Origin of the sequence: Burkholderia sp. Cy-637 (assembly GCF_011753175.1) — a bacterium.
Lineage (GTDB): Bacteria > Pseudomonadota > Gammaproteobacteria > Burkholderiales > Burkholderiaceae > Burkholderia > Burkholderia gladioli.
Genome location: NZ_VWWC01000085.1, coordinates 1 through 24145, shown reverse-complemented (window position 1 = coordinate 24145; position 24145 = coordinate 1). Strand labels below are relative to the sequence as shown.

Here is a 24145-nt window from a genome sequence, read left to right as displayed (position 1 = left end):
GCGCCCCGCCGCCCGACCTTTTCGATCCACGCCATGGCCCGCACCCGAGCGCCCGACCACGAATCCCAACGCGAGCAGATTCTCGACCTCGCGGCCGAGAAGTTCGCGCAGACCAGCTACCCCAGCACCTCGATGACCGACCTCGCCGCCGCCAGCGGCACCTCGAAGGCGCGTCTATACCATTACTACGAGGGCAAGGAAGCGATTCTGTTCGACCTGCTCGACCGCTACACCACGCGGCTGATGCTGATCATCGCCGAGGTCGAGGGGGCCAGCCAGCGCCGCGGGCTCAGCGAGCGCGACGCCTTCGCCGAGCTGATCCGCGCCTTCCTGGTCGAATACGAAACCTCGCACAGCCGCCACGTGGCGCTGCTCAACGACGTCAAATACCTCGAGAACACGCAGCGGCAGGTGATCCTCGATCGCCAGCGCGATATCGTCGCCGCCTTCACGCGCCAGATCGAGCGCGCCTACCCGGGCCGCGTCTCGAAGCAGAACCAGACCTCGGTCACCATGATGGTGTTCGGCATGATCAACTGGACCTTCACCTGGCTGAAACCGGGCGGCCGCCTCGGCTACCGCGATTTCGCCGAGCAGGTGATCGAGCTGATCGAGCGAGGGCTCGGCGGCGAGGCCTGAGCGAATCCCGGGCCGCCGCAGGGGGCCGGAAGGCGAGAAAACAAGGGACAAATACTGCGGAGCAGCAAACGTGCCGCGAGCGTTGCGCCCGAGGCACATGCGGCACATCGCCACATATATCATCTGATGAAACGATTATCGCCAAGAAATCAAAAACTTCCGACAATCGTTGCATATCTTTAGAAGACCTCCTCCACACGAATCCGGGTTTTCCCTGATCCGACGTGTACCGTTCGGTTAGAATGCTGCTGCATTGCACAACCCGGCTGTACGGTCTCTGAGGAACCCACGATGAACACGCTCCCTCTCCGCCCCGCCGACCCGATCGGCAAGGTCGGGCAGGCGCCGGTTCTCGTCCGGGAACTGGCTTCCACCGACCGTGAGCAGATGCTCACGCATTTCATGGCGCTCGACGGTGAAGATCGCCTGCTGCGCTTCGGCCAGATCGTGCCGAACCACGTCATCGAGAATTACGTGCGCACCATCGATTTCGGCCGCGACACCGTGTTCGGCGTGTTCGACGCCGCGCTCGAGCTGGTCGGCGTCGGCCACCTGGCCTACCTGCCCGACGAGGGCGACAAGCGCACCGCCGAATTCGGCGTCTCGGTGCTCGAATCGGCGCGCGGCCAGGGGGTCGGCACGCGGCTGTTCGAGCGCGCGGCGATCCGCAGCCGCAACACCCACGTCTCGACGCTCTACATGCACTGCCTGTCGCGCAACGCGACCATGATGCATATCGCGAAGAAGTCGGGCATGCGGATCGAATACGCCTGCGGCGAGGCCGATGCCTACCTGTCGCTGCCGCCCGCCGACCACTCGACGATCATCGCCGAAATGCTGCAGGAGCAGGCTGCCGTGTTCGACTACGCGATGAAGCGCCAGGCGCGCCGCGCCACGCAGATGTTCGAATCGATGCTGCCGGCGGGGCTGGCCGCCTGAGGCCCGAATCGTCCGGGCCGCCCCGGCCCGGCAGTCTTGCCGCACCAGAATCCAGAACGGGCGGCCCGCAAGCGGGTCGCCCGTTTCGTTGACCGCCGTCATGCTCCGCCCGCGCCGAGGGAATCAGCGGATCGGCAGCGCCGTGGTTTCCTTGAAGCTCTCCAGCGCGAAGCTGGTCTTCACGTCGATCACCGAGGGATGGTGCAGCAATTGCTCCTGCACGAAGCGCGAGAAATGCGCCATGTCCTCGACCTGCACGCGCAGCAGGTAATCCATGTCGCCCGTCATCGCGTGGCAGGCCACCACCTCGGGCCAGGCCTGCACGGCCGCGCGAAAGCGCTCCGAATGGGTGGCGCCGCCCTCGCCGGCGGCCACGCCGCCGCGCTTCTCGAGCCGCACGCTGACATAGGCCAGCAGGTCGAGCCCGAGTCGCTTCGGGTCGAGCAAGGCCACGTAGTTGGTGATCACGCCCATTTCCTCGAGACGCCGGATCCGGCGCAGGCAGGGGCTGGGCGACAGGTTCACGCGCTCGGCGATCTCCTGGTTCGACAGCCGGCCGTTCTCCTGCAGGATCGCCAGGATCCGCCGGTCGATGGCGTCCAATTCGACACGCGCCATTTTTCTCCCCCAGTTCGATTGTTATTGGTTGAAAGTTGCGCAATCGTATCGGGGCACGATTAATTTCGCAAGTAATTGCCCGCATCGCCCGCCTACACTGTTTTGCATGCGGCGGCTCGCCGCCCCCACGATCGATGTATCCGAACATCAGGAGACAGCATGCAAGTTCCCACCTGGGACAATCCCGTCGGCACCGACGGCTTCGAATTCATCGAATACACCGCGCCGGACCCGAAGGCACTCGGCCAGCTGTTCGAGCGCATGGGCTTCCGCGCGATCGCGCGTCACCGCCACAAGGACGTCACGCTGTACCGCCAGGGCGAGATCAACTTCATCATCAACGCCGAGCCCGATTCCTTCGCGCAGCGCTTCGCCCGCCTGCACGGCCCCTCGATCTGCGCGATCGCGTTCCGCGTGCAGGATGCCGCGCAGGCCTATCGCCGCGCGCTCGAACTCGGCGCCTGGGGTTTCGACAACAAGACCGGCCCGATGGAGCTGAACATTCCCGCCATCAAGGGCGTCGGCGACTCGCTGATCTATTTCGTCGACCGCTGGCGCGGCAAGAACGGCGCGCAGGCCGGCAGCATCGGCGACATCGGCATCTACGACGTCGATTTCGAGCCGATCCCGGGCGCCGACCCGGCCCCCGTCGGCCATGGCCTGACCTATATCGACCACCTCACCCACAACGTCCACCGCGGCCGGATGGCCGAATGGGCCGAGTTCTACGAGCGCCTGTTCAACTTCCGCGAGGTGCGCTACTTCGATATCGAGGGCAAGGTGACGGGCGTGAAGTCGAAGGCGATGACCTCGCCCTGCGGCAAGATCCGCATCCCGATCAACGAGGAAGGCTCGGACACGCCGGGCCAGATCCAGGAATATCTCGATGCCTATCACGGCGAGGGGATCCAGCACATCGCGCTGGGCAGCGACGACATCTACCGCACCGTCGACGGGCTGCGCGGCAGCGAGGTCAGCCTGCTCGACACCATCGACACCTACTACGAGCTGGTCGACCGGCGCGTGCCCAACCACGGCGAGCCGCTGGCCGAGCTGCGCAAGCGCAAGATCCTGATCGACGGCGCGCACGACGACCTGCTGCTGCAGATCTTCACCGAGAACCAGATCGGGCCGATCTTCTTCGAGATCATCCAGCGCAAGGGCAACCAGGGTTTCGGCGAGGGCAACTTCAAGGCCTTGTTCGAATCGATCGAGCTGGACCAGATCCGGCGCGGCGTGGTGCAGGACAAGGCCTGACGGCTTGATGCCGAGGCGCCGCCGGGCGCGCGACCGGCAATGAAAAAGGGCGGAAATCGCAAGATTTCCGCCCTTCTCGTTATCAGGCAAGACGACGCCGCGCGGCGCCGGCTCGATCTCAGGCTTTCGGCGCTCCGCTCACCTGCGTGGTCGCCGTCACGCCGGCCGGCGCGATCGCGTCGCCCGCGGGCGTGATCTGCAGCATCGGCGCACTCGCCGCGGCCAGGGCGCTCGCGCCTTGCGAGCGCAGCGGGCCGGTCATCGCGAAGAACGCGGTCGACACCATCAAGAAATTCTGGATATGACGCGTATTCATGGAACCTCCGTTGTATCAGCCGGCTGGCTCTCTCCATTCCAGGGCCATCGTTGGGGCCCGACCATTGCCGGCAGCGCAATAGACTAAACGGAAACCCCCGGCGCGGCCCGGGGCTTTACATGCTTTTACATGATGTAACGCAGGAAATCGCAGGCAGATCGCAAGGATTCGCCACAAAAAACGCAACAAACGGCGGGTTTCCACCAGTGATACCATTTTCCGAAACCCGCCAATATGGCGCCCCGGCCAATGTGCGTCCACAAGACGCCGATGCCGACAGTTTTGGTGATCCCAAACGGGTGGAGGAGACGTAGTAATGAATGCCCCGCTAGACGCCGGCCAGCGCGCGACGCTGGAAGCCGCGCTTCAATCGGTCACGCTCGACGACAAATACACGCTCGAGCGCGGCCGTGCCTACATGAGCGGCGTGCAGGCGCTGGTCCGGCTGCCGATGCTGCAGCAGGAACGCGACCGTGCCGCCGGCCTCAATACCGCCGGTTTCATTTCCGGCTATCGCGGCTCGCCCCTCGGCGGCCTCGACCAGTCGCTCTGGAAAGCCCAGAAGCACCTGGCCGCGCACCGCATCGTGTTCCAGCCCGGCCTCAACGAGGACCTCGCCGCGACCGCCGTATGGGGCACGCAGCAGGTCAACCTCTACCCCGGCGCGAAATACGACGGCGTGTTCGGCATGTGGTACGGCAAGGGCCCCGGCGTCGACCGCTCGGGCGACGTGCTCAAGCATGCCAACTCGGCCGGCAGCTCGCCGCACGGCGGGGTGCTGGTGCTGGCCGGCGACGACCACGCCGCCAAGTCCTCGACCCTCGCGCACCAGTCCGAGCACCTGCTGAAGGCCTGCGGCCTGCCGGTGCTGTATCCCTCGAACGTCCAGGAATACCTCGACTTCGGCCTGCACGGCTGGGCCATGAGCCGCTATTCGGGGCTGTGGGTCTCGCTCAAGTGCGTCACCGACGTGGTCGAATCCTCGGCCTCGGTCGACATCGACCCGCATCGCGCCAATATCGTGTTGCCCGAGGACTTCCTGATGCCCGAGGGCGGGCTCAACATCCGCTGGCCCGATCCGCCGCTGGTGCAGGAAGCGCGGATGATCGACCACAAGTGGTACGCGGCGCTCGCCTACGTGCGCGCCAACCGGCTCGACCGCATCGAGATCGATTCGCCGCAGGCGCGCTTCGGCATCATGACGGCCGGCAAGGCCTACCTGGACGTGCGCCAGGCGCTCACCGACCTCGGCCTCGATGACCAGACCTGCGCGCGGATCGGCATCCGGCTCTACAAGGTCGGCTGCGTCTGGCCGCTCGAGGCACAGGGCGCGCAGCAGTTCGCGCGCGGCCTCGACGAGATCCTGGTGGTGGAGGAAAAACGCCAGATCCTCGAATACGCGATCAAGGAAGAGCTGTACAACTGGCCCGACGGCCAGCGCCCGCGCATCTTCGGCAAGTTCGACGAGAAGGACGGCGCGGGCGGCGAATGGTCGGTGCCGATGGGCAACTGGCTGCTGCCGGCGCATTACGAACTCTCGCCCGCCATCATCGCCAAGGCGATCGCGACGCGGCTCGAGAAGTTCGAGCTGCCCGCCGAGGTGCGTGCGCGCATCGCCGCGCGGATCGCCGTGATCCAGGCCAAGGAGGCCGCGCTGGCCCGGCCGCACGTCACCGCCGAGCGCAAGCCCTGGTTCTGCTCGGGCTGTCCGCACAACACCTCGACGGTGGTGCCCGAAGGCTCGCGCGCGATCGCCGGGATCGGCTGCCACTACATGACGGTGTGGATGGACCGCAATACCAGCACCTTCAGCCAGATGGGCGGCGAAGGCGTGCCCTGGATCGGCCAGGCGCCCTTCACCGAGGAAAAGCACGTGTTCGCCAACCTCGGCGACGGCACCTACTTCCACTCGGGCCTGCTGGCGGTGCGCGCGGCGACCGCCTCGAAGGCCAACATCACCTACAAGATCCTCTACAACGACGCGGTGGCGATGACCGGCGGCCAGCCCGTGGACGGCACCCTGACCGTGCCGCAGATCACCCACCAGGTGGCGGCCGAGGGCGCCGCGCGGATCGTGATCGTCAGCGACGAGCCGGAGAAGTACCAGGGCAAGACCGACCTGCTCGCGCCGGGCGTGACGATCCACCATCGCGACACGCTCGACGCCGTGCAGCGCGAGCTGCGCGAGATCGCCGGCACCAGCATCCTGATCTACGACCAGACCTGCGCCACCGAGAAGCGCCGCCGCCGCAAGCGCGGCGCCTACCCGGATCCGGCCAAACGCGTGGTGATCAACGAGGCGGTCTGCGAAGGCTGCGGCGACTGCTCGGTGCAGTCGAACTGCCTGTCGGTCGAGCCGCTCGAGACCGAGTTCGGCACCAAGCGGCAGATCAACCAGTCGACCTGCAACAAGGATTTCTCCTGCGCCAAGGGTTTCTGCCCGAGCTTCGTGAGCGTCGAGGGCGCCCAGCTGAAGAAGCCGAAGGCGGTCGCGGTGGATGCCGGCGCGCTGCCGCCGGTGCCCGAACCCGAGCTGCCCGCGATCGGCCGCGCCTGGGGCGTGCTGGTCACCGGCGTCGGCGGCACCGGCGTGGTGACCATCGGCGCGCTGATCGGCATGGCCGCGCACCTGGAGAACAAGGGCGTCACGGTGCTCGACGTGACCGGTCTCGCGCAGAAGGGCGGCGCCGTGATGAGCCATGTGCAGATCGCTCATGCGCCCGCCGACATCCACGCCACGCGCATCGCGATGGGCGAGGCGGATCTCGTGATCGGCGGCGACGCGCTGGTGACGGCCAGCGACGAATGCACCTCGCGCATGCGCCACGGCTCGACGCGGGTGGTGGTCAACAGCGCCAGGACGCCGACCGCCGAGTTCATCAAGAACCCGCAATGGGCCTTCCCCGGCGCGAGCGCCGAACAGGACATCCGGATCGCGGCGGGCGAGTTCGTCGACCTGGTCGACGCGGACCAGTTCGCGGCCGCCCTGCTCGGCGACACGATCTACACCAACCCCTTCGTGCTCGGCTATGCCTGGCAGCGCGGCGGGCTGCCGCTCACGCTGGCTTCGCTGACGCGCGCGATCGAGCTCAACGGCGTGCAGGTCGAGAAGAACCTGGCGGCCTTCGACTGGGGCCGCCGCGCCGCCCATGACCTGGCCAGCGTGCGCCAGGCCGCGGCTGGCAGGCAGGTGGTGCCCAGCGGCGCCACGGTGATCGCGCTGCACACGAAAAAGGCGGTCGATACGCTGATCGCCAAGCGTGTCGAGCAACTGGACGCCTACCAGAACGCCGCCTACGCGGCACGCTTCTCGGCCGTGATCGAGCGCGTGCGCGCCGCCGAGGCCCGCCTCGACGGCGAGGCCGCGCAGGAACCGCTGACCGAGGCGGTCGCGCGCAACCTCTACAAGCTGATGGCCTACAAGGACGAGTACGAGGTCGCGCGGCTGCAGTCGGACCCGGCCTTCCTGGCCAGGCTGGCCGAGCAGTTCGAGGGCGAGCTGAAGCTGCGCTACCACCTCGCGCCGCCGATCCTGGCCAAGCGCGACGCGCAGGGCCATCTGGTGAAGAAGGCCTATGGCCCATGGATGCTGACGGCGTTCCGCCTGCTGGCCCGCTTCAAGGGGCTGCGCGGCACCGCCTTCGATCCCTTCGGCCGCACCGAGGAACGACGCACCGAGCGCGCGCTGATCGGCGAATACGTGACCCTGGTCGAGACGATCCTCACCGGGCTCACGCCGGAGCGGCTGCCGCTCGCGCTCGAGCTCGCGAAGCTGCCGGACGGGATTCGCGGCTACGGCCACGTGAAGGAGAACAACCTGCGCGCGGTGCGCACCAAGTGGGAGGCGCTGCTCGCGCAGTGGAACGGGCCGCAGGCGCTCACGCGCCACGTCGCCTGACGCTGCCGCCACGCTGGCGCGGCACATGAAAAAGCCACGGCCCGATCGGGTCCGTGGCTTTTTTCATTCAGGCGAGGCAGGCACCGCGCCCGCCCTCGCCGTCGAGCCGTCTCAGCGCGCCGCGCTGTTGACGTTGGCCGCCGCCACCGCCGTCATGTTGACGATGCGGCGCACCGTCGCCGCCGGCGTCAGGATGTGCACCGGCTTGGCCGCGCCGAGCAGGAACGGGCCGACCGTCACGCCGTCGCCGCCCACCATCTTCAGCAGGTTGTAGGCGATATTGGCCGCCTCGACGTTCGGCATGATCAGCAGGTTCGCCTCGCCCGACAGCGTGGTGCCGGGGAAGGCGGCCTTGCGGACCACCTCCGAGAGCGCCGCGTCGCCGTGCATCTCGCCGTCCACCTCGAGCTGCGGCGCGCGCTGCGCGATCAGCTTGCGGGCCTCGCCCATGCGGCGCGAGGACGCCGAGGGCGCACTGCCGAAGTTCGAGTTCGACAGCAGCGCGGCCTTCGGCGTGATGCCGAAGCGCTCGATCTCGGCCGCGGCCTGGATCGTCATGTCGGCGAGCTGCTCGGCGCTCGGCAGCTCGTTGACATAGGTGTCGCAGACGAACAGATTGCGGCCCGGCAGCATCAGCAGGTTCATCGCCGCGAGATGCTCGGCGCCCGGCGCGCGGCCCAGCACCTGCTCCACGTACTTGAGATGGCTGTGATAGGTGTCGATCATGCCGCAGATCATGCCGTCGGCATCGCCCAGGTGGACCAGGATCGCGCCGATCAGCGTATTGGCCTTGCGCAGCGCGGCCTTGGCGAGCTCGGGCGTGACCCCGTCGCGCGCGCCGAGCTCGTGGTAGGCCTGCCAGCACTGCTGGTAGCGCGGGTCGTCCTCGGGGTCGACGATCTCGAAGTCGGTGCCGGCGCGCAGCTTCGAGCCGATCTTCTTCAGGCGCATCTCGACCACCGCCGGGCGGCCGACGATGATCGGCTTGGCGATCTTCTCCTGCAGCACGAACTGCGCGGCGCGCAGCACGCGCTCGTCCTCGCCCTCGGCGAACACGATGCGCGCCTGCTTGGCCTTGGCCGCGGTGAACACCGGGCGCATCACCATGCCGGTGCGATAGACGGTCGCGCCGAGCTGCTCGCGATAGGCGTCCATGTCGGCGATCGGGCGCGTGGCCACGCCCGAATCCATCGCGGCCTGCGCCACCGCCGGCGCGATCTTGATGATCAGGCGCGGGTCGAAGGGCTTCGGGATCAGGTAGTCCGGGCCGAATTCGAGCGAGTGGCCTTCATAGGCCTTGGCGACCTCCTCGCTCTGGTCGGTTTCCTGCGCCAGCTCGGCGATCGCGCGCACGCAGGCGAGCTTCATCTCCTCGGTGATGGTGGTCGCGCCGACATCGAGCGCGCCGCGGAAGATGAAGGGGAAGCACAGCACGTTGTTGACCTGGTTCGGGTAGTCCGAACGGCCGGTCGCGACGATCGCGTCGGGGCGCACCGCCTTGGCCGCTTCCGGGCGGATTTCCGGCTCCGGGTTGGCCAACGCGAGGATCAGCGGCTGGCTGCCCATGGTCTGCACCATCTCGGGCTTGAGCACGCCGGCGCTGGAGCAGCCGAGGAACACGTCGGCCCCGTCGATCGCGTCGGCCAGCGTGCGCGCCTCGGTATTGGCGGCGTAGCGCTGCTTGGACGGATCGAGCTGGCCGCGGCCCTCGTGGATCACGCCCTTCGAATCGGTCACCAGCACGTTGGCCTTGTTCAGGCCCAGGTTGACCAGCAGGTCCAGGCAGGCGATCGCCGCGGCGCCCGCGCCCGAGCAGACCAGCTTGATCTCGCCGAGCGACTTGCCGACCACCTTCAGGCCGTTGAGGATCGCCGCCGAGGCGATGATCGCGGTGCCGTGCTGATCGTCGTGGAAGACCGGGATCTTCATGCGCTCGCGCAGCTTCTGCTCGATGTAGAAGCACTCGGGCGCCTTGATGTCCTCGAGGTTGATGCCGCCCAGGGTGGGCTCGAGCATCGCGATCGCCTCGACCAGCTTGTCGGGATCGGTCTCGGCCAGCTCGATGTCGAACACGTCGATGCCGGCGAACTTCTTGAACAGGCAGCCCTTGCCCTCCATCACCGGCTTGGCGGCCAGCGGGCCGATGTTGCCCAGGCCCAGCACGGCCGTGCCGTTGGTCACCACGCCCACCAGGTTGCCGCGCGAGGTGTACTTCTGCGCGTCGAGCGGATCGGCGTGGATCGCCTCGCAGGCGGCCGCCACGCCCGGCGAATAGGCCAGCGAGAGGTCGTACTGGTTCGACAGCGGCTTGGTCGGCGTGACCGAGATCTTGCCGGGCTTCGGATTCTGGTGATACGCGAGCGCGCTTTGCTTCAGTTGTTCATCCATGGTGGGTCTGATCTGCGAGAAAGGCGGTGTTGGAAGCCTGGCATTCGGCGTCCGGCAGGTGCCGGAACATGGCGATCGAGGGGATGGTCGAGGACGGCATGCGTCGCGCGCCGGGTCGGCGCGACGTCGAACCTGTCTGCGGGATGGGCAAGGAGACCAAAGTGCCGGGCGGATTCTAGGGGCCGACAAGTGTACACCTCGGCCGAAGCGCGCGTTGCTGCACCGCCAGATACCGGGAATTGCCGCGCAAGGCCGTCGCGGCAGGGGCCGCGGGCTTCACGGCGCGCCCGCGGGGCGCCCGTCGTCGCCCCTTCACGCGCTCCGGAAAGCCCGCCCGGCGCCGGCTTCGGGGCGGCCCGGAAAACCGCGCCGGAACGCGCCCGGCGAGCCGCGACGAAAGCTGCCGCCAGCGGCCGCCCGCGACGTCCGGGCGCCCGCCGATTCGGGTAAAATGCGGGCCCACGCGCGCAGCGAAGTTCCGCCGCCGGCCATCCGCGCCGGTTCGCCGTTCTCCGGCCGGAATCCGTCGCCGCGCCACGGCGCCCCGCGCCCGGCCTCCCGCTCATCACCCAAGGAATGCCCATGACAGGCTTCGATCGTCAAACGATCTCCGACACCACCGCCAAAATCCTGCTCGAAGTGCAGGCGGTGCACTTCAACGCCGAAAAGCCGTTCATCTTCACCTCCGGCTGGGCGAGCCCGGTCTACATCGACTGCCGCAAGCTGATCTCGTATCCGCGCGTGCGCCGGGGCCTGATGGAGATGGCGGAAGCGACGATCCTGCGCGATGTCGGTTTCGAGCAGATCGACGCGGTGGCGGGCGGCGAAACCGCCGGCATTCCGTTCGCGGCCTGGATCGCCGACCGCATGATGTTGCCGATGCAGTACGTGCGCAAGAAGCCGAAGGGTTTCGGCCGCAACGCGCAGATCGAGGGTCACCTGGAAGAAGGCTCGCGCGTGCTGCTGGTGGAAGACCTGACCACCGACAGCCGCAGCAAGATCAACTTCATCAACGCGCTGCGCACCGCCGGCGCCGAGGTGAACCACTGCTTCGTGCTGTTCCACTACAACATCTTCAAGGAAAGCGTCTCGGTCCTGAAGGACATCGACGTCGACCTGCACGCGCTGGCCACCTGGTGGGACGTGCTGCGCGTGGCCAAGGCCTCGGGCTACTTCGAGACCAAGACGCTCGACGAGGTCGAGAAATTCCTGCACGCGCCGGCCGAATGGTCGGCCGCGCACGGCGGCGCCACCGCGCCGAAAGAGTAAGCGCCTGCTCGCGCCGGTTCCGGCGCGCCGCGTGATCGACGCCCGTCACGGCTGCCGTGCACGGGCGTTTTCTTTTGGGGCGGGGCGGCACCTGCCTCGCGCTTCCCCCGCGCCGCCCGGCATCGCGCGATGCTTGCGTCACCGCCGCTTGCCCGGTGCTAGACTGGCTGCCGTCGTCCACAGGGTCGCAACACGAATACGTGCCGAGACGCCGTCGTCGAACGCGCCGGCCGACGTGACGGGAGGCTCGCGCCATGCATGCAGGTGAGGATCGGGAGGAGCGGCAAGGCGGCAGGCACCGCGGCAGGAATGCGCTGCGCCTGCTCGCGGTGATGGCCGCCGCGCTGCTCGGCACCGCGCGGCCCGGCGCGCAGGCGCCGTTCACGCTGTCGAGCGCCGACCTGCGCGAAGGCGGCCGGCTCGACGCGGCCCAGCGCTACTCGCGCGACGGCTGCGGCGGCGCCAACCGCTCGCCCCAGCTGAGCTGGCAGCATGCGCCGCGCGGCACCCGCGCCTATGCGATCACCATGTTCGATCCCGACGCGCCCGGCCGCGGCTGGTGGCACTGGGCCGTGACCGGGATCCCCGCCGAGGTCACCAGCCTGCCGGCCAATGCCAGCGCCTCCGGGGTGCTGCGCCGGCTCGGCGCCAGCGAGGCGCGCAACGACTTCGGCACCGACGGCTACGGCGGCGCCTGCCCGCCGCCCGGCAAGCCGCATCGCTACGTGATCACCGTCTACGCGCTCGACTCCGACCGCCTGCGCAGCGCGCAGGGCCGGCCCGCGCAGTTGTTCGACCACGAGATCAGCGTCTCCGCGCTCGCCTATGCGCGCCTCACCGTCACCGACGAACGCTAGGCGCCCGTCCTGCTTCGGCGCTGTCGCTTCGCGCCGCGCGACGCCGCATCGCCCCGACGAGGGCCGGAGCGCCAGCCGCCAGCCGATCGCCGCGATGCGCCGCGCTTCAAGAATTCGTCACGCCGGCCGGGCAGCATGAAAGCCGCGCGCCGCCGCTTTTTTCGGCGCGACCGGTTACGGCCCTGTCCGTGAAGTCTTAAAATGTCGGCTTTCCGGCGTTCGCGCCGGCCGCCCCATTCCGTGAGAGCAAGATGAGCACGAAAGTTTTTGTCGACGGCCAGGAAGGCACGACCGGCCTGAAGATCTTCGAATACCTGTCCGCGCGCGGCGACATCGACATCCTTCGCATCGACGATGCCAGGCGCAAGGACGTGGAGGAACGCCGGCGCCTGATCAACGCCTCGGACATCACCTTCCTGTGCCTGCCCGACGTGGCCTCGCGCGAATCGGCCTCGCTGGTCGAGAACGATCGCACCACGCTGATCGACGCCAGCACCGCCTTTCGCACCAGCGCCGACTGGGCCTACGGCCTGCCCGAGCTGACCCGCGCGCAGCGCGAGCGGATCCGCGGCGCCAAGCGCATCGCCGTGCCGGGCTGCCACGCCTCGGCCTTCGTGCTGGCGATGCGCCCGCTGGTCGATGCCGGCGTGGTCGCCACCGACTTCGCGGCCCACAGCTACTCGATCACCGGCTACAGCGGCGGCGGCAAGAAGATGATTGCCGACTACGAGGCCGGCGGCAACGAACGCCTGGCCAGCCCGCGCGCCTACGCGCTCGGCCTCGCCCACAAGCACCTGCCGGAGATGGCCGCGCACACGGGCCTGGCCGGCGCGCCGATCTTCACGCCGATCGTCGGCCCGTTCTACAAGGGCCTGGCCGTCACCACCTACTTCACGCCGGGCCAGCTGGCGCGCCGCGTCAAGCCGCAGGACGTGCAGCAGATCCTCGCCGAGTACTATGCCGGCGAAGCCTTCGTGAAGGTCGCGCCCTACGACGCGGCCGAGAATCTCGACGAGGGCTTCTTCGACGTGCAGGCCAACAACGACACCAATCGCGTCGACCTGTTCGTGTTCGGCAACGAGGAGCGCTTCGTCACGGTCGCGCGCCTGGACAACCTCGGCAAGGGCGCCTCGGGCGCGGCGATCCAGTGCATGAACCTGAACATCGGCGCCGACGAGGACAGCGGCCTGAAGCGCTGAAGCCGCGCGGCTCGCGCATCGCTGAAAACCGGCCCTCGCGGCCGGTTTTTTCTGGTCCGCGCGATTCGCGAATTCATCGGCGTATCTATCAATAAAAATATCGCCGCCTTGGTTCCCGGTATTTGAACGCCGGCATTCACGAGAATCCACAGTCTTTCGAAACGCAGCCAATCCGGCTCATTTCTCGTGCCCGCCCAATCATGAATATCCCGAATAGGGATACACCCGAGATGTCGCCCGCAAGCCTTGCAGGGCGGGCTTGAGCACCGCAGCACGCGCGCCTCCGGCGGCGCCGGAGCGCACGTTTGCAGGGTAATTTCAAACGCGATTTTCGTTTTAATTCTTCCCGCCAGGCCCGATTTCACGGGCTTGTTTCGAATCTGTCCCGTTTCAATCGTCTTTTTTAGACGGTTCCATCAATTGACAGCGGCAGGCCCCGCAGCGAAATTACATCGCACAATTACACCGGAGACGGAGGCATGTCATACGCCTTGTGGATGGGGTCGGCCGTGGCCAGCGCGCCCGCCCCTCTGGCGGTCGCTGCCGGCCCGACGCGCATGCGCTCGGCGGCCGCGGCCCACGTGCGGCGCCCGAGCCCGGGCGTCGGCACGCGATGCGTGCGCGACACCCGCGCGACGCGCCAAGGCGTCCACTCGTCCCCTTGCGGCAGGCCCGCGTCCCGCATCGCGACGCGCCACGGCCGGCGGCATCATGCAGGACTCCAGAGCTTCTCCAGCACGTCGACGAATCATATTCAGGTGTCCGCAGCATCGCGCGACACCGGCGAGACGACCGCCGGCATCACGGCGGCCAGGCATCAGGCGATCGCGGCAGCCATGCCCGACGCGATACACGGGATCAACGGGGGGTGCGGTGCGGGCGGCCAATGCCGTGACGGGGGCGTCGCCGGTTCCGGAGCACGGAACCGGCGACGCAATCGGCAGCCAGCCGCCGGCAATACGCGCGGGTAAGCAAATGAAGCGGCCGACAGGGAGCTGGCCGCCGCAAACAAGAGACAATCCTGGAGGAGCAAGATGAAGCGCAATCTCGTACTGGCTGCGGTCTGTGCCGTGCCGCTGGTGTCGGCCTGCGGGGGCGGGGACGATCAACCGCCCGCGGCCCTGGCCGCGACCGAACCGGGCCTCTGCCCGAGCTCGCTGGACTACAGCACGGTCTATACCGGCGGCGGCGGCGACGGCGAGCTCGTGAAGCTGCAGCTCGATACGACCAAGATGACCTGGCAGATCAGCTATATCGAATCGCCGATCCCGGTCACCACCGGCACCGTGGTGCCGACCCGCGCCGGCACCGTCGCGACCGGCACGCTGACCCAGGAAACCGGCCTGCCGACCCAGAAGCTCAACAACTGCGCATGGCGCCTGAACGGCGCGAGCCTCGACCCGTCGCGGCCGGCGCGCGTGTTCGTCGGCTTCGGCGTGGCGGGCGGCACGATCCCCGGCGCGCACATCCAGTTCTCGGGCGTGATCGGCGTGGGCGCGGTGCCCGACACGACCTTCCCGTACTACCCGTTCATCGGTTTCTCGTCGATCGAGACCAACCTCGCCAACGTAGCCGGCACCTACAGCCAGCTCGGCTACGGCCAGGTGCCCTCGCAGAACTTCTCGCCGACCACCATCGACGGCAAGGTCACCATCAACGCCGACGGCACCTGGCAGCGCTGCGACACCACCGGCGTGCATGCCGGCACCTGCTCGCAGCCGGGCTCGAACCTGACGCAATCGCCCGACGGCAGCGGCGCCTTCGTGACCAGCAACTACCAGAGCCAGGTCAAGCCGACGCTCGCCACCACGCCGCAGGCGAAGGGCTACATCATCGTCGGCAAGCTGCGCAACCAGCTGGTGCCGATCATGATCCGCACCGGCGTGGCCAACCCGAACCCGCTGCCCGACGCGAACGGCATCCCGGGCCTGACCGCCGACGACGAATCGGGCATCTCGATCATGTCGCCGCAGTCGAGCGTCGCGGCCGGTTCGCAGAACGGCGAGTACATCGGCGTGGACAGCCAGTTCGACTATCGCACCACGGCCCTGGTCAATGCCCAGGCCACCCTGCTCGATCCGTTCAATGCCTCGCAGGCGTCGCTGGCGACCGCGCTGAACCTCGACTACACGCAGGCGGTGCCCGGCACGGTGACCTCGGTCCACGTGGGCGCCTCGAGCACCACCCCGACCGGCAAGTTCATCTTCACCGGCGGCGTGTTCGGCTACCTCGACAACAGCAACGCGACCTCGCCGTATTTCACGATCGGCGCCTTCGTCCAATAACAAACCGAGGGGACACCCCGTGAACAAGACCATTCTCTGCGCGGCGGCGCTGGCCGCCGCGCTCGGATCGGGCGCGGCCAACGCCCAAAGCGCCGGCAGCAACGTGATCGGCCTCGGCTGGTTCCACGTGCAGCCGGTGCAGAGCAGCACCCCGCTGACCACCAACGTCGCGCCCACGCCGATCAACACGCCGCTGCGCCTGCCGCCCACCTTCGATTCGCCGGGCACCGGGCTGCGCACCAGCACGGCCGACACGGTCGGCCTGACCATCAGCCACTTCTTCACCGACCACATCGCGGTGACCTCGGTGGCCGGCGTGCCGCCGGTGTTCAAGGTGAGCGGGCAGGGCACCATCGTGCCGCCGGGGCCGGCCGGCGCGCTCGGCACGCAGAACATCGGGCTCGGCGCGGTGAACCCGATCGTCAAGAGCGTGCGGCAGTGGAGCCCGGCGGTGATCCTGCAGTACTACTTCGCCAAGGCCGACTCGAAGCTGCGCCCCTTCCTCGGCATCGGCGTGTCGTACAACTGGTTCAGCGACCTGCAGCTGAGCAACAACTTCATCAAGCAGACCCAGGACAATCTCGGCTCGATCCTCGCGGCCGGCGCCGGCAAGCCGGGCACCACCTCGGTCTCGGCCAAGGCGTCCTCGTCGTGGCAGCCGGTGTTCAACGCGGGCCTGACCTACGCGCTGACGGATCACTGGGGGTTGATCGCCTCGGTCACCTACATCCCGCTGCGCACCACCTCGACCGTGACGATCAAGGCGGCCGACGGCTCGACGCTGGCGGAATCGAAGAGCGAGCTGAAGGCGAACCCGATCATCAGCTACCTGGCGGTGTCGTATAAGTTCTGAGGGAAGGAAACGGCGCAAGACGCGATGCCGGATCGGGCATGTGGAATCGTCTGGACGAAAAAAAGCCCGCCTGAAGAGGCGGGCTGAATCCATATCAGAGGAGACATGGAGGAGACAGTTCCAACTATACCCGAGCCGATGTCGCGCCGCAACATTTCCGCACGGAAAATAAGGATTTTCCCTTGCGGGTTGTTGCTAGGTCGCGACGCCCTCCTGCTCGCTCCCGCTGCGCGCTGAATGCCCGTCCAGCGCGGCTTTCCAGGAAAAAACCCGATCCTTCGAGATCGGGTTTCGTTTTTCCGGCGTCGATATCGCGCCAGACTGCGTCAGACGGTCGCGGCCCGACCATCCCGGGCCGCCCGGCGTGCCGGCTCAGTGACGCACCAGCGCCATCGCCGTGCCGAAGCCGACGAACACGCCGCCGGTCAGCCGGTTGAAGATCCGCATCACGCGCGCGCTGCGCAGCGAGGCGCCGATACGCGTGCCGAACGCGCAGTAGACGAGGTACCAGCCGACCTCGCAGATCGCCAGCGTCACCACCAGCGAGGCGAACTGCGGCAGCTTCGGCGCGGCCGGATCGATGAACTGCGGGGTCAGCGCGACCGCGAACAGCAAGGCCTTCGGATTGCTGCCCGACACCAGGAAGCCGTTGCGGAACAGCGCGCCGGGCGAGCTCAGCATGCCCAGCGTGACGGGCGCCGCCTCGGCGCCGGCATCCTCCACGCGCGCGCGCCAGGCCTTGATGCCGAGCCAGATCAGGTAGGCCGCGCCGGCCAGGCGCAGCGCGTCGAACATGCGCGGCCAGGCCGCCAGGAACACGCCGAGCCCCGCCGCCGACACCAGGAACATCAGCACCAGCGCCAGCAGCGCGCCGGCCATGGTCGCCGTGCTGCGGCGCATGCCGTAGCGCGCGCCGTGCGACATCACCAGCAGCATGTTCGGGCCGGGAATCGCCGACACCACGAACATCGTCGCGAGGAACAGCTCCCAGGTATGCAAACTCATCAAGGCCTCGATTCGGAAGATTGTCGGAACATCCATCATGCCGGCACTCGCCTGGGCGGTGCAGCCCCCGCGCGCGAACCGGCCGATACCGGCGCGAATCGTTCACGCGAGGCGGCTCGCGGCGAACCGCAACTGGCGGCCCGCCCGATGCGCGCGGCCGGCGCTCGGCTCACAGCCGATCGCCACCGCCCGCCCAACGCCGCTCAGCGCGCCGCGCGCCGCGCCGCCACCTCGCCCAGCACCGCGAAATCGCGTTCGCCGTCGCCGTGCGCGATCGCGTCGAGCAGGTTGTCGCGCAGCACGCTGCCGACCGGCATCGGCACCGACACCGCGTCGGCCGCCTCCAGCGCCAGCCGCACGTCCTTCAGGCCGAGCCGCGCCTTGAACAGCGCCGGCTCGTAGCGGCGCTCGGCGATCATCGCGCCGTAACCCTGGTAGACCGGGCCCGGCAGGATGCTGCTGGTGATCACGTCGACATAGTCGCTGACCGCCACGCCGTGCGCCGACAGCATCGCCGCCGCCTCGCCCATGGTCTCGATGGCCGAGGCGATCGAGAAGTTCGCGGCCAGCTTCACGGCATTGGCATGCTGCGGCAGCGAGCCGAGCCGCCAGGTCTTGCGGCCGATCACGTCCAGCGCCGGCTGCACCAGGTCGATGGCCTCGGCCGGGCCGGCCGCGACGATCGTCAACTGGCCCTGCGCGGCCACGTTCGGGCGGCCCAGCACGGGCGCGGCCACGTAATGCAGGCCGCGCTCGGCGTGCGCGTGCGCCAGCGTCTCGGCCAGCGCCACCGAGATGGTCGCCATGTTGACGTGCACCAGCCCGCGCGGCGCCTGCTCGAGCAGGCCCGCGTCGAACACGCCGCGCACCGCGGCATCGTCGGCCAGCATCGAGAACACCGCGTCGCCGGCGAAGGCGGCCTCGATCGAGGCGGCCTGCTCCGCGCCCTGCTCGACCAGCGGCGCGAGCTTCTCCGGCGAACGGTTCCAGACCCGCACGCGATGCCCCGCCTTCAGCAGGTTCGCGGCGATCGCGCCACCCATTTCCCCCAGCCCGACAAAACCGATATCCATGCTTTGCTCCTCGTTTGCTCAAGCGCCGAAGTAAAGCACAGCTGCGTGATCTTTGCCGGTTCGCGATGCACGGCCGCGCCATGAAAAAAGTCCTGCCCGAAAACCGGACAGGACTCGATGGCGGCAGCGCTCCGTTCGGAAGCGTTCCCGCGAGGCGGCGGATCGCGCCGCCGCGGTGGGCGCTTACTGCTGCGCGCCCTTGTCGTTGGTGCCGGCGGCCGAAGCGGCGGCAGCCTTGGCATTGCCCTTGGCCGAGCCGTGCTTCTTGAGCTTGTGCTTCGGCGCGCTCTTGTCGTGCTTGGCGGCCGGCGCGGCGGCCGGTGCCGAGGCGTCCTGCGCGAACACCGATGCCGATGCGAAGGCGAGCGTCACGGCGGCCAGCGAAACGAGAAGCTTGTTCATTGTTCTACCCCTGCGTTGGAAAGTGGAAACGGTCGATCGGGAAACCCGCGATGCGCTTCATCGCACCGGCGCGCCCGGAAAAATCCGGCGTCGCTGTCGATTCAACGCGCCCGGCTTACATCGCGTTGACTGTCGAAAACCCTGATATGGGCACCGTTTCCGGCATGCCGGCGGGGCGGCCGGCATGCCTGCGCGAACACTCAGTGGAACAGCTTGAGCGCCTGCGCGAGCGTGTTGAACACGCCCCAGACCAGCGGAATCAGCACATAGAGCCAGAACACCAGCAGCAGGCCCTTGTTGGTCGGGTGCGCGTCGGCCGCGTCGCGGGTCGAGAGATCGGTCATCACGGGTCTCCGTTATTTGGCGGACGCGAGCTGCGCGTCGGTCATGTAGTGGTGGTCGGCGACGCGTCGCACCAGCAGGTTGCAGAAGAAACCGACCACCAGCAGCACCGCCATCAGGTGCACCGTCATGGTGTAGGCATCGGCCTTGGCCACGCCGTGGCCGACCTGGTAGGCGCGGATGTAGTTGACCAGCACCGGGCCGGCCACGCCCGCCGCGGCCCAGGCCGTCAGCAGCCGGCCGTGGATGCCGCCGACGAAGGCGGTGCCGAACATGTCGGCCAGGTAGGCCGGCACGGTCGAGAAGCCGCCGCCGTACATCGACAGGATCACGCCGTAGGCCAGCACGAACAGGGCGATGTTGCCGCTGGCCGCGAAACGCGGCACGCAGTAGTAGAGCACCGCGCCGAGCACGAAGAAGATGAAGTAGGTGTTCTTGCGGCCGACCCAGTCCGAGGCCGAGGCCCACACGAAGCGCCCGCCCATGTTGAACAGCGACAGCAGGCCCACGAAGCCGGCGGCGGCCGCGGCCGTCACGGTGTCCTTGAAGCTCTCCTGGATCATCACCGAGGCCTGGCCGAGAATGCCGATGCCGGCCGTCACGTTGAGGAACAGCACCAGCCAGATCAGGTAGAACTGCGGCGTCTTCAGGGCCTGGTCGATGTGGACGTGGCGCGAGGTGATCATCTTGTTGGTCGACTGCGCGGGCGGCTCCCAGCCGGCCGGCTTCCAGCCCGGCGCCGGCACGCGGATCGCGAAGGCGCCGATCGTCATCGAGATGAAGTAGGCGATGCCGAGCACCACGAAGGTCTCGGCCACGCCGATGCTGGTGGCGCTCTTGAAGTGGTTCATCAGCGCCACCGACAGCGGCGCGGCGATCATCGCGCCGCCGCCGAAGCCCATGATCGCCATCCCGGTGGCCATGCCGCGGCGGTCCGGGAACCAGCGGATCAGGGTCGAGACCGGCGACACGTAGCCCAGGCCCAGGCCGATCCCGCCGATCACGCCGTAACCGAGGTAGAGCAGCCAGATCTGGTGGGTCCACACGCCGATCGCCGAGACGATGAAACCGCCGCCGAAGCAGCAGGCCGCCGTCAGCATGGTGCGGCGCGGGCCGACGCGTTCCAGCCACTTGCCGGCGAACGCCGCCGACAGGCCCAGGAACACGATCGCCAGCGAGAAGATCCAGCCGAGCGTGGTCAGCGACCAGTCGCCGGGCGCCGAGGCGCTGATGCCGATCACCTTGGTGAGCGGCCCGTTGAACACGGAAAACGCGTAGGCCTGGCCGATACAGAGGTGCACGGCGAGTGCCGCCGGCGGCACCATCCAGCGCGAGAAGCCCGGACGGGCGATCGTCGCTTCCTTGGACAGGAAGGACGGATTGCCCGCGCGGCTTGCGGGCTCGATGACACTGCTCATGATGGTTCGTCTCCGTTGCAAATCTTGTTGTGGCCCGCGCGGGCACCCGCGCCGAATCTGTCACGCCATAGGAAAAGCCGGTTCATATAGTCGGTTGTCCCGAATGATTTTCCCCGACTCCGGCCTTGCCATCCTCGAACGATAGGCATGCCGAAATGCATTCGCAATATGAGATACGCGCGCATAAGGGAATGCCAAGCCGTAAACGATGTGAATGATTCGTCAACGCAGGTGAAACGCACCGGGACGGATTTCCCCGCCGTCCCGCGCCGCACCGGACCGAGCCGGTGCACCGGCCGTCTTACGGCCGGCCAACAAAGTCGCGCATCCTACGCGAGAGCGGCCCGAAAAACAATTTTTAACATCCTCGACCCGGCACGCTTGTTAGCCTGCCCCGACATGTTTCGCCTCGCCGCCGGATCGATCGCCAGCTTCGACCCTCGCCGGCGCCGCCGGGCGATACCGTGATCGAACCCGTATCCGAGAACCCCGAATCGATGAATGCACCGAATTCCCTGATCGCCCGCCTGCTGCTCGCGGCCGCCGCCGTGGCCACCATCGCCGGCTGCGGCAGCAGCAACGGCCCGCGCCCGCTGGCCCAGTCGCAGGCCGCCGCGATCGGCGCGCCGCCCGGCGCGATGATCTACGTCTCGTCCGGCCTGACGGCCCCGCAGATCGAGCGCTGCCTGTCGGGGCGCATGTCCGGCACGCGCGTCCAGCAGCAGGGCAGCGCCGCGACGCTGCTGGTCGGCCCGCGCTCGACCGACGAGGACTGGCGCATCACGCTCGAGCAGAACGCGGCGGCCGGCACCACCATCGCCGTCTATCCGCCCAGCAGCGGCGAGGGCGAACCCGATGAAACCACCCTGCGCTATCACCTCGCGCGCTGCGCCGTCTGAGCGCGCGGCGCGCGCCGCGAAAACGGTGCGCGCTTTTTCCCGCCGGCCTACAATTCATTCCCGGTCGTGAGGAAAACCCTTACAGGTAAATAGGGTTGGTTGGCAATGACCCGACCCGGCTGTGGACAAGCCCGATTTCCGCAGCCGGATCAACGCGCCAGGGATCGAACAAGCGCGTGGCGTGTCTGGGAACGATCGGCCGTGAACGAGGACAAGTCTCGTGGTCGGCGCGGCACCCGGCAGCTTATCCAGAATCGATCCAAAGCTTATCGGCCGCTTGTCCCGCCTCGCCCGTCCCGCCCGCCTCCGTGCCAGGAGCGGCCGGCACGCGGCAGGCGAGGCCGCCCCGCCGACACGCCCGCCGCTGGAGCCGGCGGACTTCCCGCTTTCAGAAGGAACCACGCATGGAATTCGACCCGGCCGGCGCGCCGAACCCGCGGCTCGTCCCACCGGAAACCGCCCAGCAAGGCGCCGATGCCGCGCTCGAGGCAGCCCGGCTGGCGCTGCCCACGGCTGCCGGCGCCACCGGCACGGCCGTGGTGCTGCTGGTGGACGACCAGCCGATCGTGCGCGAGGCGGTGCGCCAGGCTCTGGCCGGCGAGGACGGCATCGAGCTGCGCTACTGCCAGCACGCCGCGCAGGCGCTGGAGATCGCCCGCGACACGCATCCGACGCTGATCCTGCAGGACCTGGTGATGCCCGACATCGACGGGCTGACCCTGGTCCAGCACTACCGGCGCACGCCCGAGCTGCGCGACGTGCCGATCATCGTGCTGTCGACCAAGGAGGAGCCGCGCATCAAGCAGGCCGCCTTCGAGGCCGGCGCCAACGACTACCTGATCAAGCTGCCCGACCGCGTCGAGCTGGTGGCGCGGATCCGCTATCACTCGCGCGCCTACGTGAACCTGCTGCAGCTGAACACCGCCTACCGCGCGCTGCGGCAGTCGCAGCACGAGCTGCTGGCCGCCAATCGCGAACTCGAGCGGCTCTCGCAGTCGGACGGGCTCACCGCGCTGCCGAACCGGCGCTATCTCGACGCCTACCTCGACGGCGAATGGCGCAAGAGCCAGCGCGAGCAATCCGAGCTGTCGATGCTGATGATCGACGTCGACCGCTTCAAGCAATACAACGACACCTACGGCCATGTCGCCGGCGACGACGTGCTGCGCAAGGTGGGCGCCGCGCTGCAGCGCTGCATGAGCCGCCCGGGCGACCTGGCCGCGCGTTTCGGCGGCGAGGAGTTCGGCGTGGTGCTGCCGGGCACGCCGGCGGGCGGCGCCCGGCTGGTCGCCGAGAAGATCCGTCTCGAGGTGGCCGCCCTGCAGGTGCCGCACGCGGGCGGCGTCGAGGGCGGCGTGGTCACCGTCAGCATCGGCGGGGCCTGCGTGATCGCCTCGCCCGAAGGCTCGACCACCTCGCTGATCGAGACCGCCGACGCCGCGCTCTACCAGGCCAAGCGCGGCGGTCGCAATCGCGCCGTGATCGCGGCCGACGCCTGAATCCGGTCGCGGCCGGGCGGCCGCGGCGCCCGGCCGAGATCGTTTCTCCTTCGATCACATCCGGTTTCGCCGCGCCACATCGGCCCTTCCCGTCGAGCCCCCTGACACGGCCGGCTCGCCAAGCCCGCCGGTCGCATCGCTCAGGCCGCGACCAACTTCTGGCGCAAGGCCGTCACCGCTTGCGGCAGGCGCGGCCCGAAGCCGAGCAGGAACAGCGCATCGAGCGCGACCACGCGCGAGGCGCGGCCCGCCGGCGTCAGCGAAAAACCCGCCGATGACAGCAGTGCCTGCGCGCCGCCCGCCGCGCGCAGCGTGTCGTCGGTGGTCAGCACCACCTCGGGCTGCGCCGCCACCAGCGCCTCCGAGCTCAGCATCTTGTAGCCCTCCACGCCCTCGATCGCATTCGTGAAGCCGGCATAACGCAGCATCGCGTCGGCGGCGGTGCGCTGCCCGGCCACCATCGGCTGGCGCCCGGCCGGGTCCATCACGAACAGCACGCGGCGCGGCGCCGGCTTGGCGCCCGAGATCGCCTGCGCCCAGTCGCGATCGAAGCGCGCCAGTTGCTCGCGGCCTGCCGCCTCGGCGCCGAGCGCGCGCGCGATGCCGTCGATCTTGTCGCGCACCGAGCCCACGTCGTGATGCTCGGCGAACAGGTCGACGTCGATGCCGGTGCGACGCACCTGGTCCAGCGCCGAGGTCGGCCCCGCCTCGGCCGAGGCCAGCACCAAGTCGGGACGCAGCGCGAGCAGGCTCTCGGCCGACAGCGAACGCTGGTAGCCGATCTTGGGCAGCGCGCGCGCCGGCGCCGGGAAGGTGCAGGTGGTGTCGGTGCCGACCAGCCGGTCGGCACGGCCGAGCGCGTAGACGATCTCGGCCAGCGCCCCGCCGATCACGACCACGCGATGCGGCTCGCTCGGCGCGGCCGCACCGGCAGCCGCGGCTTCGGTCGTGGCTCCGGTCGCGCCGCTTGTGGCCGCGGCAACCGCGGC

The 24145-nt window shown here is 68.4% G+C and carries 21 protein-coding genes; 11 read left to right on the top strand and 10 right to left on the bottom strand.

All coding sequences use genetic code 11. The features are described from left to right. Positions 1–33 precede the first annotated feature (33 nt). Together F3J10_RS21345 and F3J10_RS21340 are read left to right on the top strand one after the other, a co-directional pair. Positions 34–639, top strand: a complete 606-nt coding sequence (locus F3J10_RS21345) for a TetR/AcrR family transcriptional regulator (protein WP_025101188.1) — start codon at positions 34–36, stop codon at positions 637–639. Between the two features lie 291 nt (positions 640–930). Further along, positions 931–1578, top strand: coding sequence for a GNAT family N-acetyltransferase (locus F3J10_RS21340; RefSeq protein ID WP_167242928.1), 648 nt, complete (start codon positions 931–933; stop codon positions 1576–1578). Positions 1579–1701: 123 nt separating this feature from the next. On the opposite strand, the gene F3J10_RS21335 is transcribed toward F3J10_RS21340, so the two are convergent. Beyond that, a complete protein-coding gene (locus tag F3J10_RS21335; RefSeq protein WP_017919523.1) occupies positions 1702–2196 on the bottom strand; it encodes an Lrp/AsnC family transcriptional regulator in 495 nt (164 codons plus the stop codon). A gap of 159 nt (positions 2197–2355) precedes the next feature. On the opposite strand from F3J10_RS21335, the gene hppD reads away from it, so the two are divergent. Continuing rightward, on the top strand, positions 2356–3453 hold the full coding sequence (gene hppD / locus F3J10_RS21330) for a 4-hydroxyphenylpyruvate dioxygenase (protein WP_167242927.1): 1098 nt from the start codon (positions 2356–2358) through the stop codon (positions 3451–3453). A 118-nt stretch (positions 3454–3571) separates the two neighbouring features. Here hppD and F3J10_RS21325 read toward each other — a convergent pair whose 3' ends face one another. Beyond that, complete coding sequence (locus tag F3J10_RS21325) at positions 3572–3769, bottom strand: hypothetical protein (RefSeq protein ID WP_025101190.1); 198 nt, start codon at positions 3767–3769, stop codon at positions 3572–3574. A gap of 316 nt (positions 3770–4085) precedes the next feature. On the opposite strand from F3J10_RS21325, the gene F3J10_RS21320 reads away from it, so the two are divergent. Next, the gene (locus F3J10_RS21320) at positions 4086–7667 is read left to right on the top strand and encodes an indolepyruvate ferredoxin oxidoreductase family protein (RefSeq protein WP_167242926.1); all 3582 of its coding nucleotides are present in this window, start codon (positions 4086–4088) and stop codon (positions 7665–7667) included. Between the two features lie 111 nt (positions 7668–7778). Here F3J10_RS21320 and F3J10_RS21315 read toward each other — a convergent pair whose 3' ends face one another. Both F3J10_RS21315 and F3J10_RS36005 read right to left on the bottom strand, forming a co-directional pair. After that, a complete protein-coding gene (locus tag F3J10_RS21315) occupies positions 7779–10055 on the bottom strand; it encodes an NADP-dependent malic enzyme (protein ID WP_167242925.1) in 2277 nt (758 codons plus the stop codon). Positions 10056–10367: 312 nt separating this feature from the next. After that, complete coding sequence (locus F3J10_RS36005) at positions 10368–10658, bottom strand: hypothetical protein (protein ID WP_152554519.1); 291 nt, start codon at positions 10656–10658, stop codon at positions 10368–10370. Between F3J10_RS36005 and F3J10_RS21310 the strand changes: the two genes are divergently transcribed. From F3J10_RS21310 to F3J10_RS21290, 5 genes are all read left to right on the top strand, one after another. After that, the gene (locus F3J10_RS21310; protein ID WP_013696334.1) at positions 10638–11324 is read left to right on the top strand and encodes an orotate phosphoribosyltransferase; all 687 of its coding nucleotides are present in this window, start codon (positions 10638–10640) and stop codon (positions 11322–11324) included. The two genes, F3J10_RS36005 and F3J10_RS21310, sit on opposite strands and share 21 nt — an antisense overlap. 332 nt (positions 11325–11656) lie before the next feature. Beyond that, positions 11657–12181 (top strand): YbhB/YbcL family Raf kinase inhibitor-like protein, encoded by a 525-nt coding sequence (locus F3J10_RS21305; RefSeq protein WP_240155668.1) that lies wholly within the window; start codon positions 11657–11659, stop codon positions 12179–12181. 251 nt (positions 12182–12432) lie between these two features. Continuing rightward, positions 12433–13380, top strand: a complete 948-nt coding sequence (argC, locus tag F3J10_RS21300; RefSeq protein WP_025101194.1) for an N-acetyl-gamma-glutamyl-phosphate reductase — start codon at positions 12433–12435, stop codon at positions 13378–13380. A gap of 1034 nt (positions 13381–14414) precedes the next feature. Continuing rightward, positions 14415–15665, top strand: coding sequence for a DUF2957 domain-containing protein (locus F3J10_RS21295; protein WP_025101196.1), 1251 nt, complete (start codon positions 14415–14417; stop codon positions 15663–15665). 19 nt (positions 15666–15684) lie between these two features. Then, positions 15685–16518, top strand: coding sequence for an OmpW family outer membrane protein (locus F3J10_RS21290; RefSeq protein WP_025101197.1), 834 nt, complete (start codon positions 15685–15687; stop codon positions 16516–16518). A 372-nt stretch (positions 16519–16890) separates the two neighbouring features. Here F3J10_RS21290 and F3J10_RS21285 read toward each other — a convergent pair whose 3' ends face one another. The 5 genes from F3J10_RS21285 to F3J10_RS21265 all read right to left on the bottom strand — a co-directional run bounded on the left by F3J10_RS21285 (position 16891) and on the right by F3J10_RS21265 (position 20758). Next, a complete protein-coding gene (locus tag F3J10_RS21285) occupies positions 16891–17523 on the bottom strand; it encodes a LysE family translocator (RefSeq protein WP_025101371.1) in 633 nt (210 codons plus the stop codon). A 203-nt stretch (positions 17524–17726) separates the two neighbouring features. Continuing rightward, positions 17727–18596 carry an NAD(P)-dependent oxidoreductase gene (locus F3J10_RS21280; protein ID WP_013696328.1) on the bottom strand — a complete coding sequence of 290 codons (870 nt, stop codon included), beginning with the start codon at positions 18594–18596 and terminating at the stop codon, positions 17727–17729. A gap of 183 nt (positions 18597–18779) precedes the next feature. Beyond that, on the bottom strand, positions 18780–18998 hold the full coding sequence (locus tag F3J10_RS21275) for a hypothetical protein (RefSeq protein WP_013696327.1): 219 nt from the start codon (positions 18996–18998) through the stop codon (positions 18780–18782). A 200-nt stretch (positions 18999–19198) separates the two neighbouring features. After that, the gene (locus tag F3J10_RS21270) at positions 19199–19342 is read right to left on the bottom strand and encodes a hypothetical protein (RefSeq protein WP_013696326.1); all 144 of its coding nucleotides are present in this window, start codon (positions 19340–19342) and stop codon (positions 19199–19201) included. Positions 19343–19354: 12 nt separating this feature from the next. Further along, entirely contained in the window at positions 19355–20758 is a 1404-nt protein-coding gene (locus F3J10_RS21265) for an OFA family MFS transporter (protein ID WP_167242923.1), read from the bottom strand. A 497-nt stretch (positions 20759–21255) separates the two neighbouring features. Here F3J10_RS21265 and F3J10_RS21260 point away from each other — a divergent pair, with 497 nt between their 5' ends. Together F3J10_RS21260 and F3J10_RS21255 are read left to right on the top strand one after the other, a co-directional pair. After that, positions 21256–21657 carry a hypothetical protein gene (locus F3J10_RS21260; RefSeq protein ID WP_013696324.1) on the top strand — a complete coding sequence of 134 codons (402 nt, stop codon included), beginning with the start codon at positions 21256–21258 and terminating at the stop codon, positions 21655–21657. A gap of 404 nt (positions 21658–22061) precedes the next feature. Beyond that, on the top strand, positions 22062–23156 hold the full coding sequence (locus tag F3J10_RS21255; protein ID WP_167242922.1) for a diguanylate cyclase: 1095 nt from the start codon (positions 22062–22064) through the stop codon (positions 23154–23156). A 140-nt stretch (positions 23157–23296) separates the two neighbouring features. Here F3J10_RS21255 and F3J10_RS21250 read toward each other — a convergent pair whose 3' ends face one another. Further along, entirely contained in the window at positions 23297–24055 is a 759-nt protein-coding gene (locus tag F3J10_RS21250; RefSeq protein WP_167242921.1) for a helical backbone metal receptor, read from the bottom strand. Positions 24056–24145: the final 90 nt, after the last annotated feature.